The following is a 15,855-nucleotide window of genomic DNA, read 5'->3' on the forward strand; positions in this document are numbered from 1 at the left end:
AATTATTCATTAATTTGCGATCGCTAATCTCGGTTAAATAATTCCGATTAATCTGTGTTAAATCGTTGTAAGCTGTGGATCGCAGGGTCTACAGTCTAGCGATGAAAATAAACCGTCATGGTCGCGCCAAGGTTCTAACACAGCAAGAGATACAGCTAATTTTTAGCGATGGCTTAGACAACGGGCGCGGCGGGCTACGCCTACGCGCTTTGTTCGGTGTCTGCCTGTTTAGTCCTGTAGAATCCGTGAATGCTGTAGGCGACAAACTCAAGATATCTACACACCCAAGGGTAACGTTAGACCGCAGTTTGTCATCAGAAAGTCAAACACTAACCCTCGGAATGATTATCATTCTTATAACCTGTATATTTTATTTTCTGGAAGTTCCTTACTTTCATCTCATGCTTTTAAAGGTGGCTGACTCCTGCCTTCTGACTCCTGCCCCAGCAAGAACTGCCTGCTACCCTCTGTTATAAAGACTCTAACTGATGGTAACCTAAGATTGTAGAACCAAATCCAATAAAAACTTTTGTTTTTGACAGTTTTCTTTTCTGGACAACAGTAATATAAGTCGTGGATAAAGTCTTTAACAATTAAGACTTGGTGATGATTTAAGTAAGTTCTAGAGAACTTAGTTAGTTTTTTAACAGGAGAAGTAGGGTGCTTAACAACCTTCATCAGTTATTATCTCCCCGAAAGTGGGGAATTCCCCTCGCGGGCTTAGGCTTACTTCTCGGTTTGGGCTTTTTAGCCAAGCAAACTCAAGTAACATCATTTACAGATTCTCGATTATCATCGGCTCGGATTCACAAAACCTCCGAAAACTCTCTTTTGTCGCAGCTAAGAAAAGTTCGAGATCAAAGAAGTCAACTGAATGCGGCTTCTGGAGGTGGAAACACAGTACCCACAATCACAGCGCTGGTTCCAGGCGATGGGGGAACTACAAAAAGCGCAAGAGTTTTACCAAAAGGAAGTTTTCCTGTAAAAGATGGGATTTACCTTTATGGTCAATCCCCAAAGCCAAACCAGCTTGGTCAAGGTTATATCATATTTCAAAAGCAGCAAGACAAGGTAAAGGGTGCGCTGTATATGCCCCAATCAGAGTTGAATTGTTTTCAGGGTACAATCAACCCATCAGGAGAGTTGGCAATGACGGTTAATACTTCGTCAAATGAAGCCAATTCTGAACAATCGAATCAGGTAGCTACGAGCAATAGACTACCGCAGGTTGGTGAGGATGAGTCAAATTCTTATGCTTACTCCCTGGCTTTGCAAGACTTTTATCGGTTAAATTCGATCGCAGCTAGCGATCGCCGCACGTTACAAATGTGCAATTAATCTTCAATATCTTGATTATGTCCTTTTGGACTAGACACACTCAAGACCCTGAGTGTGTTATTAAGCAATTCTCAGTAGTTTTCTAGAACTTTTTTGCCACTCGTTAAAATCGCTGACCTGTTGTAACTTCAAATCTAAGTTCTCCTCGATCGCTAATTCCGAAGTCACCTCGAATCAGTCCAAAGGATGACTTGACGCGCAATCCTAAGCCGTAACCAAAGCCACTTCCGGGTTTATCTCGTAGTACTCCTGGTTCTCCTAGCACGGTATCGCTAGACCCGAAATCTGAGGCGAAGTCAGTAAAAACAACTCCTCCGACTGAGTAAGAAATTGGGAAACGATATTCCACAGAAGCTAAACCATAACTCCGACCACTAGCGACTTTTCCATAACCATAACCCCTGACAGAATTTAGTCCACCAATATTAAAAGCATCAGCTGGCGGAAAGTCTCCCAGAATCGTACCAATTTGGAAATTAATCGCCAACATTTCTGGATTGTCAGTTTGTCTACCATTACCGATCCAACTGACTGGTAAATACTGAATATAATCTCCCCGTAGGCGGTTGCTAGAAATATTACCCAATCCAATCGGAATTGCTTGTTCTGTGCTGAGAGTAAGAATCGATCCTTGAGTCGGATTTTCTCGGCGATCGCGTTGATCTCTGGAGACAGAAAATAATACTGTATATAAGTCATCAATGCCAGTACCGCTAAGAGATAAAGGACTCCCTAATCTATCTACCTGTGCAACGTTATATTCGCGATCGCGTAAGCTAATTCTGGTATAGTTCAAACTTATAGCTGCATCCCACCGATCGAAAGATTTTAAAACTCCCACAGAACCGCCAAACCTTCCCTCGCGTACTTTGTCACCGTTAGACAATCTGATATCGTCGTTGAAAGTTCCCGATGTATTACGAGTACGAAAAGCTCTGATGCTGTAGCCTAAGCGGTTTGGTTCTTGAGGACGATAACGACTAATGAACTGACCATTAAATTGGACATCTTTACCGCTGATTTGCACAATTGTATCTAATTTATCGTTAAGACCGCTGATATTTTCATCTTTATAACCCACTCGACCGTATAATCCAACATCGTCGTTGTTACCGCCTCCTAATATTAGAGAAGGGAAGTTACGCTCTTTGATTTCATAAATGAGATTAACGCTATTGGCATCTTCTTGTCGATAAACATTGACTTCATTAAATGATTCTAATCTCCGCAATCGTTGCAAGTCTGCTGCTAGTAAATCTTCACGAAATACCTCACCAGGTTTGAGTTTCAGCAGACCAATGATAAAATCTTTTTGAGTACGTCCTTTGATCGGCCGACCTTTTTCATCGAGTAATTGATCTTTGTTGTTAACAAAACGAATCTGGATATCTTTGACAATTCTTTGAGAAATTTGGGAAAACTCGGCAGACTGGTTATCTACTGGAGTTAATCCGATATAGTCACCATATTTTGCATACCCTCCCTCTATCTCTAATGTCGATGTTGCCACAATACTATTAGGACTATCTTCAGTAGAAGATTGCGAGTCTGCAACGGCCTCTAGATTTTCTCCAGCTATTAAGATGAATGCGATCGCAACTACAGCTATTTGAATATACATAAATAAAGCTTTGTCATTACCCACATTTTGGCAACAGTTAAATATTTGATAAGTAATCAAGCGAAGATGATATCAAAGCTTCCTTTCTTCAGTGACTAATGTCAAGCTAACCCATTCGCCTTTGTCGTTGTAGCTGCGAATCATCCGTTGGCGCAGATTTGGCTGAATTAACCATCCCACTTCCAGAAAAAATGGTTGGCGTAACTGCACCTTGACAGGTGAAGTTGCAGAAGCGCCATTTGGTAAAAATAATACTTGCACCTGCTTTTGGGGGTTTTGGTCAAAGAGAACAATGGAGTCTTTGATGGTAGCAGTTGAGGTAATAGTGCGTTCTGCAAAAGAGGTACTTTGAATTAATCGCCCAGCATCATCAAGTTGTAATTTGAAGATTGTAGAGTAAGTATCAGGCGATCGCAAATCTGGATATATTGTCACTGCTTGGCCTTGCCATTCTCCCAACAAATCATTTATCTGTAAAGTTGAACGTTCATCTGCTGGGGTTCTGGCTAGATGTTCTCGAATTAAGATTAATTCCTTTAGCTCACCAGTATTATCAAACAGTTGCACCAGACGCAAGCGGCGATTTTCATGAACCAAAGCCAGTTCTCCACCAAATTCGGAAAATGGCCCTAGCTGAATTACACCTTCAGAGAAGGAACCATTTTCAAAAAATAGTAGACTCCGCCCCAGAGAACTATATTCTTTAACTAAATCATCTCGTCCAGAACGGCATAGAGTTAAACGCACTGTCTGGTTATTGTTCAAACCTTCTAGAGAAAGACGGCTAGGAGTATCGTTCAAAAGCGTTCCTTGGGGAGAAAAATTAGTAAATGAACCTTCCCAAACACCAAGATTCTGCAAAAAACATTCCCATTGTGATTTCATAGTGATTTTGTCATTTGTCATTTGACTATCCTTTAGCAAAACGTCGGACAGCAAATAAGCTCCCCATTAATCCTACACCTGCACCGAAACTCAAAAGAATCAGAGGCAATAATAAAATTTCTGCTGGAGTGAGTTGCACTCTGTTGGTGATGACTTGGATAAACTCAGGTTGATTGACTAGCAACTTACCGAGAAACTGTTGAATCACAGAAATGAAACTCCAAGCGATCGCACCACCAACCAAACCAAAGGCAATTCCTTGTAAAATAAACGGGAGGTAAATCCAAACAGAAGTCGCTCCCACTAGTTGCATAATTTCAATTTCCTGGCGACGCGCCATGACAATCAGTCGAATTGTGGTGGTAGTGACTGCGATCGCTGTTAAAGTCAGAATCATTGTAATTGTTAAAGTAATCCAGTTCAGACCCCGGTGCAACTGGGCAATGCGTTTGACTGCTTCATCCACATACTGCACCGTCTCAACTCCTCGTAATTTAGCCAACTGTGTTGCTAAAGTTGGTACAACTTGAGAATTACGCGCTTTCACCTTCATCTCATCAACCAGAGGATTCTCACCCAGTTGCTGGGTAGCACCCTCAATATCAGAAATTCTCATTTCCTTAACTAATTTAGTCCAAGCTTCTTGTTTGGTAATGGTTTTTATCGCCGCCACCTCTGGCATTTTAGCGATTAGTGGCTCAATATTTTCGATTTGTGTATCCGGTTCGAGATAAACTGAGACTTCTAGCTGGCTACCAAACTGATAAAGAAGTTTTTCGACTTGCCAAGAGGTTTGCAGACTCAAGCCGAATAAAAACAGTAACACCGTTACAGTACTGACAGCGGCCCAATTCATCCAACCTCCCCGCAATAAACCGAGGAAAGTTTCTTTTAGCAGATAATCAAGTTTCGTGAAAGATTTAAACACACATCACCTCAAAATTTGAACTTAACGCCAAAGCACTAAGTTCAGCTTTTGCGTTTTTGCGTAAATAACACCACTATTTATAGTCAATAGTGCAAAGTTTGCCAATATATCAGCTTTTATCTCTTGCTACTTCCTTCTTCTGTCATCCTGCTATCTTGACCATTTACTCGATATTCATACTATTTGCCACAGATATACTCACTATTGCCTCTAACAGTTATTGATAATAATTGGCTAGCTGTTCTGGTTTCTCAGCAATTTTACTGTTATTTAAACTTGACCTCTAGGAAGAGGGAAAATAGTTTGGTATTTATACTATGTTTTTCTCGGAATATCGGAGTAATTTATAGGAGAAACAGATTGATTCAAGGAAAGTTAAACCATGAAATTCTTAAACAAAGCCAATTTGGACAATATTTTATTAAACCAGATCCGCTCTCAGCTTGAGTCCGTAGAAATACATAATTATAATCTGGCCAAACTATTGTGCAAAATAATTCCTTCCAATTGCCCTTTTGAAAGAACTCTTAAACTTTTCGGTCGGACTTTGCTTCACATTCCACCTTTATGTAAATTGAACCCTCTCTATGAGCAAATAGTTGGTCTTCGTTTTAAGTGTTTATTATATTTAGTCAATGAATGTGGTGAAGATGCCAGAAAATATTGCTAAACATAGATTTTCATCAATAAAAAATTGATTGGAAAAATCTTTTTACTAATAAAAATTGTCTAGGAATCCTAGTTGCAATCAGATCGTCAGAAATAGGCTGGTAAACAACTGACAATCGATTTCACATTTAAAAGTACTGTTTAATGATGTCAGCCTCGATAAAAGGATCGCTCCAAGTATGGTGCAACGTGACTTCACAATAATTATTTTGGAGATTGGTACTACGTCTAAGGGGATATTTAAAAAGTATTATTGCTAACAATACAACCTCGGAGACCTAACCCCCTAGCAAACCTTACTGACGATAAAATAAGGGTTTCACAGCCTCTGATTCGTGGCATCAGCCTGCCGCAAGGCAAGCAAAAAGACGGAATGGTAACTGGGTTTTTGGTATACTCCAGGACTTTTTAAACATCCTCTAACTGAGATTGATAGAATGAAAATAGTAGGAATTTTCACCATCTAGCCATCGAGACTCATGCCCTCTGAAATTGCTGTCGAGAAAAAAAAGTTAAAAAATCCACCTTTGGAGCTTCATTATTTAGGCGATCGCGTGCTGCGTCAAGCTGCAAAGCGGATTTCTAAAGTTGATGACGAACTTCGCCAAATAGTGCGCGAAATGCTGCAAACTATGTACAGCAAAGATGGCATTGGTTTGGCTGCACCCCAAGTGGGAATTCACAAACAACTAGTTGTCATCGACCTGGAACCAGAGAACGCAGCTAATCAGCCTTTGGTGTTGATTAACCCCACCATTAAACAAGTCAGCCGCGACCTCTCTGTTGCCCAAGAAGGATGCTTGAGTATTCCCAACGTATATTTAGACGTAAAGCGCCCCGAAGTCGTAGAAATTGCTTATAAAGACGAATACGGTCGTCCTCGAACATTAAAGGCTAATGACCTCCTGGGACGCTGCATTCAGCACGAGATGGATCACCTTAACGGCGTGGTATTTGTAGACCGTGTAGAAAACTCCTTGACTTTAGCCCAGGAGCTATCTAAGAATGGCTTCTCGTATCAAGCGGTGAAACCAATAGCATAGGGGGGCAATAGTGTATTTAACTCCAAAAAGCAGTTTATTTCTGGGTGGTTCTTGTGTAAGTGCGATCGCCGCCGTCGGTTCGATTTTTGAACTCGGTTACGGACAGCCAGATTTTGGTTTTACAGCCACGGCAATTATCCTGGTATTAAGCATTCCACTTACAGGATTATTTTTCTTTGCCGCAGTGAAGGACGCAAGGGCTAACATGAAATAAGCATCAGGTACATAAAAAAGGTAAGAGGATGAAGGAAAAAGGCAAAATTCATTCTTTTACCTTTTATCTTTGCTCTGGATTTTCCACTGCCCCTAAAGCTTTGAGCGTCACTAACTGCGCTGCGGTTAGCCCTGTCACCCCGGTGATATTCATTCCTTCGTAAGGTCGTGGCGATCGCAGTGTTCTTCGACACTCACCCGTCGATACATCCCAAAGCTTGATTGTTTCATCTTGGCTACCACAAATCAGGGTTTGCCCATCGGGACTAAAGGCAACTGACTTTACCCAATTAGCTCCCTGCAAAGTTTTCAGGCACTTGCCGTTATAGACATCCCATAATTTGATCGTTTGGTCTTCACTGGCACTAGCTAAAATTTGACCATCAGGACTAAAGGCAACTGACCAGATTCGATTAGTATGTTCTTGCAAAGTTGTCAAGCACTTGCCCATGAAAACATCCCATAACTTCACTGTTTGGTCATCACTGCCACTAGCTAAAGTCTGACCATCTGGGCTGAAAGTAAGCGATCTGATCCGATTGCTATGCCCCTCCAAAATATGGAGACATTCGCCTGTATAAATATCCCATAACCTGACTCTTTGGTTTTCACTGCCACTAGCTAAAGTTTGACCATCAGGACTAAAGGCAACCGATCTTACCCAACTGGTATGCCCTTTCAAGGTCTGGAGACATTTTCCGGTGTAGATATCCCATAATTTCACCGTTTGGTCGTCACTGCCGCTAGCTAAAATTTCACCATTGGGACTAAAAGCAACCGATCTAATTCGATTGGTATGTTCCTGCAATTTTTTCAGGCATTGTCCCGTCTGAACATCCCATAATTTAATTGTGTGCTTTTCACTGCCGCTAGCTAAAATTTCACCATCAGGACTGAAGGCAATCGACCGTACCCAACTGTTATGCCCCTCCAAAATTTTGAGAAACTTATCGTTACGGACATCCCATAATTTCACTGTTTGCTTTTCACTGCCACTAGCTAAAATTTGACCATCGGGACTGAAGGCAACTGACCTGACCCGATTACTATGCCCCTGCAAGGTTGTCAAGGATTTACCATCCTGGACATTCCATAATTTAACTGTTTGGTTTTCGCTACCACTAGCTAAAGTTTGACCATCGGGACTGAAAGCAACTGACCTGACCCGATTGGTATGCCCCTGGAAGGTTTTCAGACATTTACCATCACGAATATCCCATAATTTCACCGTTTGGTCGTCGCCACCGCTAGCTAAAGTTTGACCATCGGGACTAAAGGCAACCGACCAGACACGATTAGTATGTCCCTGCAAGGTTTTCAGGCATTTACCATCACGAATATCCCATAATTTCACCGTTTGGTCGTCACTGCCAGTAGCTAAAGTTTGACCATCGGGACTAAAAGCAACCGATCTTACCCAACTGCTATGTCCCTGCAAAATTTTCAGGCATTTACCATCACGAACATCCCATAACTTCACTGTTTGCTTTTCACTGCAACTAGCTAAAGTTTGACCATCAGGACTGAAGGCAACTGACATAATTCGATTGGTATTCCCCTGCAAAGTTATCAGACATTTGCCGATGTGGACATTCCATAACTTCACTGTTTGGTCTTCACTGCCACTAGCTAAAGTTTGACCATCGGGACTAAAGGCAACCGATCTTACCCAATTGCTATGTCCGTGCAAGGTTTTCAGGCATTTACCATCACGAACATCCCATAATTTCACTGTTTGGTCATCACTACCACTAGCCAAAGTTTGACCATCGGGACTGAAAGCAACTGATTTTACCCAACTGCTATGTCCAATACAGGTAAACAGTAGCTTTCCATCGTCAACTTGCCACAAGTAAGTCTTGCCATCAGCATCACCCGTAGCCAAAAGTTTTCCATTGGGGCTAAATGCGACTGAGGAAACACTAACTAATGTTTCGGAAAAAACGCATTTAGCTAAATCGCTATTGGCAAAATTTACCCGATGCAAATTCACACCTTGTAAATATGCTTGCCAAATAGTCAGATTGGAAAAATCATAGCCGCTAAAATCAATTTGTAATTGACAAAGAATATTTAACAGATTTCCACCTGCATATCCTGCTGTTTGGGTAATTTGTCGCAGAGACAATAAAATTTGATATAGATGATGTTCAATATTTTTAGCATATCTAAAAATAGTTGATAACCTATCTATAATTGGTTTAATAATCAGGGTAATTTGAGTATTTCTAATATAATCTTTGGTCGTCGCTGCCATTAAAGCATGGCTGATAAATAATCTAATATTACGAGTGGTAATTTCGTCACAAACCTGTTCAATCAGTTGGTCGGTGATATATTCCATAACCACAGATTGAAGGGTGAAAAGTGCTGTTCTTTGTTCAATTAGCGATCGCCGCCGTAGAGATTCTAGCGCTTCCATCACTTCCCTTTTGGGCAAGGGACGCACAATATCATTGAGCAATTCGTCGATAGAAACTAACTCGCGCTTGATTGCTAACCAATAAATTATTTCTTTTTCAATCTCTGACAAGCGCTCAAATTGCTGGTTTAGTAAATTTCGAGTGTCGCCAAAAATGATCTCTCCTTCAGCTAGAAAAGCAGCGATATCACCACCAAATAACTCCCGAATTGGCTCAGAAACTAGCTTTAACGCTAAAGGATTACCTGAATACTTCTCAACTAGCTTGGCCCATTCCTGTTGTGAGCCAAATAACTTTTTATCTTGGAGAATTTCTTGCCCTTCTGTTTCTCCTAAGCCAATTAACGATAATGTTCTGACTGGTGATGCTTCTCCCTCTAAAGGAGCAAATTCTTTTGGTTTTTCGCGAGATGTCAGCAGCAAACAGCTTTGATGTGGTTCTTCCCCTACCCGCCTAAGTAGTTGACCATAATCTTCGTATTCTTGTTTATATTGTCCGGCGCGATCGCCTGATTGTAAAATTGTCTCTGTGTTATCAAATACCACAAGACAACGATGCTCTCGTAAATAATTAATCAGCAGCGTTACTCTACCATCTACGCTTTCTGGCAAATTTGTTTCCCTCTCATCAGATAAAAACCCGATCAGGCTCGCCAACATCTCTGCAACGGGTGGCGCATTGCAAAGACTCCGCCAAATCAAATACTCAAAATTATCCTGAACTTCCTTTGCCAGTTTCACAGATAAAGCAGTTTTGCCGATTCCACCCATTCCCAATATTGCCACTAGTTGGCAGTTATCCTGAATGAGCCACTGCGTTAACTGAGACAATTCTGCGATGCGTCCTCGAAAAAAGCAGACACCAGGCGCTTCACCCCAATCTTGACGGTTTTGGGTAATGGATTTCTCAGCCTGTGAAGATGCTTGATATTCAGATTCTATAACTTGCTGTAACTTAGTGAGCTTACCTGGGCCGCTACCAGTAACATTAAATTTCTTATAAACTTCACTTAATCTTTTGCGTACTGCTTCGGCACTGATTGCCAATTTTTTCGCGATCGCATTTGGCGATTGTCCCTCAACAGCATATAAAAACACTTCGATCTCGATGTTAGACAAGCACCGTTTTTCGGCTAAAGCCAAAAGAACGTTTTCGGAAATGACACTCATACTCACACAAAGACAGATTACAAACCAATGTTATCTCACTATGTGAGATAACATTACTGCTAATACAGCATCTTCTCAACATTTCGGGGTAAACATTTGCTGTGGGAATGCTTTCTTAGGCTTTGGCGTTTTTCTCTGACAAAGTGCGCGATCGCACGGATGAGTTTAGTGTACCTCACCCAAACAGTGCTGAGTGCTGAGTAACGAGTGCTGAGTTTAGGAGTTAGGAGTTAGGAGTTAGGAGTTAGGAGTTAAAAATTTATTATTCTCCCCTGCTCCCTGCTCCCCGGTCACTGAGCGTAGCCGAAGTGCTGCTCCCCCTGCCCCCTGCCCCCTGCCCCCAAATTTACGCCCACCTACTTTGTTTGTGCAACTGGCTGCACGCGCAAACCCTCTGTCTCATCAACCGTAGGAGTGGCAATCAGCGATTCATTTCCTGTCAGACCTGATGTAATTTCTACTTCAGTACCATAATCTCGCCCAACGGCAACTTTTTGATAATGCACTGTGTGGTCTTTGGTTACAGTTGCTACCTGCGTACCTCCGGCATTAACAACTAAGGCACTATCTGGCACGATAAAAGGAGGATTAGTGCGGTTAATGGCAAATCTGACATTGGCATACATCCCAGGTCGCAGCGTCGCGTCTGAATTGTGTACTTCTAATTGTGTCAGCAAAGTACGAGTAGTTGGATCTATAGCGTTGCTAGTACGCACTACTTTACCCGTAAACACTCGTTGGGGTAACTCTTTGACTGTAATTTGGGCTGTTTGTCCAGTTTGAAGTGACTGTGATAAACTTTGGGGAACACTCACATTTACCTTTAGATTGTCATAAGCAGCAATAGTATAAAGGCTGCTATTGCTAGTGTTAGTGTTAGTGTTGCTGGTACTGGTGTTGCCATTACCTGCTGAAATTAAAACACCTGTATTGACATTACGTGCAGTAATCACTCCGGCAAAAGGAGCAGTGACTTTCTTATAAGACTGCAATACGGTATTACGCTGGAAGTTTGCTTGGCTTGCGTAGGCGTTAGCTTGTGCTGCTTTGATGTTGGCAGAGTCAGAATTAACTGTGTTTTGTGCAGCCTCAACGCTAGCAAGGTTAGCTTGATATGTGGCATATTTTGTATCAGCATCTTGTTGAGGTACTGCACCTTCTTTGACAAGAACTTGCCAGCGCTGCCAGCTCTGACGCGCTATCAATAAATTAGCGCGGGCTTGCTTCAAATCAGAAATACTTTTAGCTAAATTAGCACGAGTTTGAGACACATTGGCTTGTGCTTGCACTACCTCTGCCTTCGCTTGCAGAACTTGCTGATCGGTGTCTGGTGAATCAATTTCTGCCAACAACTGACCGGCTCGGACGCGATCGCCAATATCTGCATACCACCGCCGTAAATACCCAGTACTGCGAGCGTAGATCGTCGTTTGATTCTGGGCTACAACACTGCCAGGTAATTCCAATTTGGTAGCACCAGTAGCGCGACGGGGAGTGATTACGTTGACTGAGGGTACTGTGCTTGCTTCCTTGACTGCTGCTTGTAATTCTGACTTTTGGCTTAATCGGGGTAGAATCCCTATCGCCAGTAAGCTACTAAAAAAAACAGCACCTATTACAGCCCAACCAATTGCACCGATGCCGCGTTTTTGTTTTCTAGAAGTCGTTTGTTGTTCAGAATCAGGAGATGGACGATGCTGAGAATCCATAGGTAAACTGTCCTATATTATCTAAGAAAGCAGAAATTTAGCAGCTAGAGTCATTACCTTATTAGACTTCTTGCAGAAGTCTAATAAGGGGTAAGGAGTTAAGGGGAAAGCGGCTCAAAAAAAACCTTTCCCCTACGGTGTACACACAAGTTGTTGACTTGCACCTTAATTGCATTGACCTGCACCTTAATTGCATTGACCTGCACTTTAATTGCATTGACTTGCACTTTAATTGCATTGACCTGCACTTTAATTGCATTGACCTGCACCTTAATTGCATTGACTTGCACCTTAATTGCATCGACTTGCAAAAATTAATCTACCCTACGTTAGGTAGTAACTTGAAAAGATTTGTGTGTACACCGTAGCTCCTAAAATATGTCTATGACTTGCCTTGAGATGATGACAACGAATATGCTGTCTTTGAATCGGAGAAATTTAAATCGTCATCATCTTCATCGATAGGACGAGGTGGTTGACGCCGCATAATACTGTATACAACAGGTACAAAGATTAGAGTCGCCACTGTTGCAGCTGACAAACCGCCAATTACGGCGCGACCCAAGGGTGCATTCTGTTCGCCACCTTCACCAAGACCTAGAGACATTGGCACCATCCCAATCAGCATGGCTAAGGCAGTCATCAACACCGGACGCAACCTTGTATAACCTGCTGCTAGGGCTGCTTGATAAGCATTTTCTCCTTCTACACGTTGCTCATTCGCAAAAGTAATCATGAGAATACTGTTTGATGTCGCTACACCTATACTCATAATTGCACCCATTAACGAAGGGACGCTCAGGGTGGTACGGGTGACAAACAACATCCAAACGATCCCTGCTAAAGCACTTGGCAGCGCCATCATAATAATCAGGGGATCGAGCCAAGATTGAAAGTTCACTACCATTAAGCAGTAAACCAGTACAATTGCAAACACAAGTCCTAAACCAAGTCCCAAAAACGAAGAGTTCATCGTTTGCACTTGTCCGCGGACATTAATCTGACTTCCCTTCGGCAATTTTTTCTGATAATCAGCGATGATGCGATTTACATCGCCGGCAACTCCCCCCAGATCGCGACCAGAGGCGTTAGCGTAGATATCAAAAACTGGCTGAATGTTGTAGTGATTCACAACTTGCATCACTGTGTCGCGTTTGACACTAGCTAAATTACCTAAAAGTTGGGGTGTAGTTTGACTGTTGCCAACTGGTGTATTTTTTAGGCTGTCAATAGAGTCAAGTTTATATTGAGGAACTTGTACAGCCAAAGTGTAACTCACGCCTTTTTTGGGATCGAGCCATTGGTTGATTGCAGCTTGACCGCTTGAACTTAAGGAAGTGAGGACGCTATTGGCAACATCACGCTGGGTCATACCCAATTGTTGAGCCTCGGTGCGATCGACATCAAGACGTAATTTGGGAGCATCAACAACTTGCTGGAGATGTACATCTACAGCCCCAGGAATGCGCGTCATTCGCGCGGCGATTTGTTGGGCAATTTCAAAGTTGGCTTTTGAGTTTTTCAGAGGTCCAGATATTTGCACATCAACAGCAGCAGGTAAACCGAAATTGAGAATTTGAGTCACAATATCAGCCGGCTCAAAAAAGAAAGTGTAGCTGGGAAATGTCGCTTTCAATTTCTGGCGGAGTTCTTTGACGTAAGAAAAAGTTTCACCAGATTCTTTTAGGGAGACAAGAATATCTGCATCAGCCTGTCCAATTGTCGCGCCGTTGTAGCCATAAGTAAGGTTAATGCCACTGGTGGGTAAGCCGATGTTATCCAGAATCAGCGCGAGATTCTCTTTCGGTACAGTTTGGCGGATAACGCCTTCAACTTGGCTAACAATTTTTTCTGTCTCTTCCAAACGAGTACCAGGTAAGGCTCGAACATGAAGGCTAAATTGACCGCCATCGACTTCCGGGAAAAAATCTTGACCGACGAACGGCAACAAAACTCCGGCACTGACGATAAATGCACCAAATAGTACAAAGACTATGCGACGGTGATTTAATGCTGAGGTCAGCACACCATAGTACCAACTGCGAAATTTATCAAATTGTCGGTTAAATTTTTCGTGTAACCGCCATATCCAATCTTTCTTCACAGATTTGGCAGTTGTCGTTGCTGCTGCTTCTGTTTGCTGGTGGTTATCGTGACCATTATTGTTTTGGGCTGGCGAATGGCTGTGGCGATCGCGATTATCATGGATTTCAACTAGTGAATGGCTGTGGCGATCGCCGTGACCATTATTATTTTGAACTGGTGAATCTATATAATGGCTGTCGCGACCATTATTATTTTGAACTGGCGAATCTACATGATGGTTGTCGCTATGACCATTATGATTCTCGCTTTCTCTATGCCAGTCTACTTCGGATGGTAAAAGATAACTTGCCATTGTCGGGACTACAGTCCGAGATAGCACATAGGAAGCAAGCATCCCAAATACTACCGCCATCGCTAGGGGGACAAATAAGTACTTTGCTACTCCACTGAGAAACACGACCGGCACAAAGACAATACAAATACATAATGTTGCTACAAGTGCTGGAGTGGCGATTTGCTGCGCCCCATCTAAAATTGCTCGCTTGATGGGTTTACCTTGTCCGAGATTTCGGTGGATATTTTCAATTTCGACTGTGGCATCATCTACCAAAATACCAACAGCTAAGGATAAACCACCTAAAGTCATGATGTTGAAAGTTTGTCCCAAACGACTCATCACAATAATTGAAACTAGCATCGACAAAGGAATCGATACGGCTACAATTACCGTGCTGCGCCAACTTCCCAAAAAAATCAAAATCATCAGCGCAGTGAGACAGGCTGCAATCAATCCTTCTTTAAGAACGCCTTGAATAGAAGCTTTCACAAATATAGATTGATCGAACAAAAATGATAAATTCAGTTCTGGAGGCAAGGTGGATTGGATGCGAGGCAAAGTTTTTTTGACTCGCTCGATCACATCAATCGTCGAAGCATTGCCACTCTTGAGGATACTAAGTAAGCTCGATCGCCTGCCATTCTGACGGACAATGTTCGATTGCACGCCAAAGCCATCTCTTACCTGCGCGACATCACGAATGGAAATGACAGTACCATTAACTTGCTTAATTGGCAAGTCGTTGAGGGCTGCCACCACATCTGGACTATTGTTGATTTGTACGGCGAAGTCGCGATCGCCTATTTTCATATCCCCTGCCGGCAAAACCAGGTTTTGGGCACTGACAGCATTAGTCACGTCTTGGGCAGAAATGCCATTAGCCAACATCGCTTGGGGATCGATATCAACCATAATTTGCCGAGGTTTACCACCATAAGGTAGGGGTACACTCGCGCCTTGCACTGTGGCTAATTGGGTGCGGACGAAGTTGGTAGCATAGTCGAAAAGTGCTTCTTCCGGCAAGGTTTTGCTACTGACACTCATCTGAATAATCGGCACCGAAGAAGCGTTGTATTGAATGATGAATGGCGGTGTAATCCCAGGTGGCAAAGGGCGGAGAATTGTTTGGCTGACAGAGGTAATTTGAGCGACTGCTGAGGCGATATTAGCGTTGGGTTGGAAAAAAACCTTGACGACGCTAACACCACTTAAAGATTGAGACTCAATGTGTTCGATGTCACCAACGGTTGTGGTCATAGCGCGTTCGCTAATGGTGACGATTCGCTGTGCCATTTCCTCAGATGTAGTTCCCGTGTAAGTCCAAACTACGCTGACAACCGGAATGTTAATTGCGGGAAAAATGTCAACTGGTGTACTAAATATCGTCACTGCACCCAGGATCGCAATCATCAAAGCGGCGATCGCGAATGTATACGGAAGACGTAAAGCAATTTTGACGATCCACATAGTTAGT

General features: G+C 42.6%; 12 protein-coding genes. 5 read left to right on the forward strand and 7 right to left on the reverse strand.

The window, feature by feature from the left end; genetic code table 11:
• Positions 1 to 101: 101 nt before the first annotated feature.
• Positions 102 to 476 (forward strand): hypothetical protein, encoded by a 375-nt coding sequence (locus tag NSTC731_RS24190; RefSeq protein ID WP_445627147.1) that lies wholly within the window; start codon positions 102 to 104, stop codon positions 474 to 476.
• Positions 477 to 660: 184 nt separating this feature from the next.
• Complete coding sequence (locus NSTC731_RS24195) at positions 661 to 1,338, forward strand: hypothetical protein (protein WP_445627148.1); 678 nt, start codon at positions 661 to 663, stop codon at positions 1,336 to 1,338.
• Positions 1,339 to 1,441: 103 nt separating this feature from the next.
• On the opposite strand, the gene NSTC731_RS24200 is transcribed toward NSTC731_RS24195, so the two are convergent.
• The 3 genes from NSTC731_RS24200 to NSTC731_RS24210 form a co-directional block, all read right to left on the reverse strand.
• Positions 1,442 to 2,959, reverse strand: a complete 1,518-nt coding sequence (locus NSTC731_RS24200) for a BamA/TamA family outer membrane protein (RefSeq protein ID WP_445627149.1) — start codon at positions 2,957 to 2,959, stop codon at positions 1,442 to 1,444.
• Between the two features lie 72 nt (positions 2,960 to 3,031).
• Entirely contained in the window at positions 3,032 to 3,844 is an 813-nt protein-coding gene (locus NSTC731_RS24205) for a DUF3598 family protein (RefSeq protein WP_445632160.1), read from the reverse strand.
• A 25-nt stretch (positions 3,845 to 3,869) separates the two neighbouring features.
• A complete protein-coding gene (locus tag NSTC731_RS24210; protein WP_445627150.1) occupies positions 3,870 to 4,772 on the reverse strand; it encodes a cell division protein FtsX in 903 nt (300 codons plus the stop codon).
• A gap of 382 nt (positions 4,773 to 5,154) precedes the next feature.
• On the opposite strand from NSTC731_RS24210, the gene NSTC731_RS24215 reads away from it, so the two are divergent.
• From NSTC731_RS24215 to NSTC731_RS24225, 3 genes are all read left to right on the forward strand, one after another.
• A complete protein-coding gene (locus tag NSTC731_RS24215; protein ID WP_445627151.1) occupies positions 5,155 to 5,442 on the forward strand; it encodes a Mo-dependent nitrogenase C-terminal domain-containing protein in 288 nt (95 codons plus the stop codon).
• A 478-nt stretch (positions 5,443 to 5,920) separates the two neighbouring features.
• A complete protein-coding gene (gene def / locus NSTC731_RS24220; protein WP_322668450.1) occupies positions 5,921 to 6,484 on the forward strand; it encodes a peptide deformylase in 564 nt (187 codons plus the stop codon).
• A gap of 10 nt (positions 6,485 to 6,494) precedes the next feature.
• Entirely contained in the window at positions 6,495 to 6,698 is a 204-nt protein-coding gene (locus NSTC731_RS24225) for a hypothetical protein (protein ID WP_094351396.1), read from the forward strand.
• A 63-nt stretch (positions 6,699 to 6,761) separates the two neighbouring features.
• On the opposite strand, the gene NSTC731_RS24230 is transcribed toward NSTC731_RS24225, so the two are convergent.
• The 4 genes from NSTC731_RS24230 to NSTC731_RS24245 all read right to left on the reverse strand — a co-directional run bounded on the left by NSTC731_RS24230 (position 6,762) and on the right by NSTC731_RS24245 (position 15,848).
• On the reverse strand, positions 6,762 to 10,289 hold the full coding sequence (locus NSTC731_RS24230; RefSeq protein ID WP_445627152.1) for a WD40 domain-containing protein: 3,528 nt from the start codon (positions 10,287 to 10,289) through the stop codon (positions 6,762 to 6,764).
• Positions 10,290 to 10,645: 356 nt separating this feature from the next.
• Positions 10,646 to 11,998 (reverse strand): efflux RND transporter periplasmic adaptor subunit, encoded by a 1,353-nt coding sequence (locus NSTC731_RS24235; RefSeq protein ID WP_445627153.1) that lies wholly within the window; start codon positions 11,996 to 11,998, stop codon positions 10,646 to 10,648.
• Positions 11,999 to 12,096: 98 nt separating this feature from the next.
• On the reverse strand, positions 12,097 to 12,309 hold the full coding sequence (locus NSTC731_RS24240) for a hypothetical protein (protein WP_445627154.1): 213 nt from the start codon (positions 12,307 to 12,309) through the stop codon (positions 12,097 to 12,099).
• A gap of 71 nt (positions 12,310 to 12,380) precedes the next feature.
• Complete coding sequence (locus tag NSTC731_RS24245) at positions 12,381 to 15,848, reverse strand: efflux RND transporter permease subunit (RefSeq protein ID WP_445627155.1); 3,468 nt, start codon at positions 15,846 to 15,848, stop codon at positions 12,381 to 12,383.
• Positions 15,849 to 15,855: the final 7 nt, after the last annotated feature.

The sequence above is a fragment of the Nostoc sp. DSM 114167 genome, assembly GCF_052692655.1.

Excerpts from the sequence above, each read along its gene's own strand:
- NSTC731_RS24190 (WP_445627147.1), top strand. The coding sequence starts at position 102 with ATGAAAATAAACCGTCATGGTCGCGCCAAGGTTCTAACACAGCAAGAG.
- NSTC731_RS24200 (WP_445627149.1), bottom strand. The coding sequence starts at position 2,959 with ATGTATATTCAAATAGCTGTAGTTGCGATCGCATTCATCTTAATAGCT.
- NSTC731_RS24205 (WP_445632160.1), bottom strand. The coding sequence starts at position 3,844 with ATGAAATCACAATGGGAATGTTTTTTGCAGAATCTTGGTGTTTGGGAA.
- NSTC731_RS24215 (WP_445627151.1), top strand. The coding sequence starts at position 5,155 with ATGAAATTCTTAAACAAAGCCAATTTGGACAATATTTTATTAAACCAG.
- def (WP_322668450.1), top strand. The coding sequence starts at position 5,921 with ATGCCCTCTGAAATTGCTGTCGAGAAAAAAAAGTTAAAAAATCCACCT.
- NSTC731_RS24230 (WP_445627152.1), bottom strand. The coding sequence starts at position 10,289 with ATGAGTGTCATTTCCGAAAACGTTCTTTTGGCTTTAGCCGAAAAACGG.
- NSTC731_RS24235 (WP_445627153.1), bottom strand. The coding sequence starts at position 11,998 with ATGGATTCTCAGCATCGTCCATCTCCTGATTCTGAACAACAAACGACT.
- NSTC731_RS24245 (WP_445627155.1), bottom strand. The coding sequence starts at position 15,848 with ATGTGGATCGTCAAAATTGCTTTACGTCTTCCGTATACATTCGCGATC.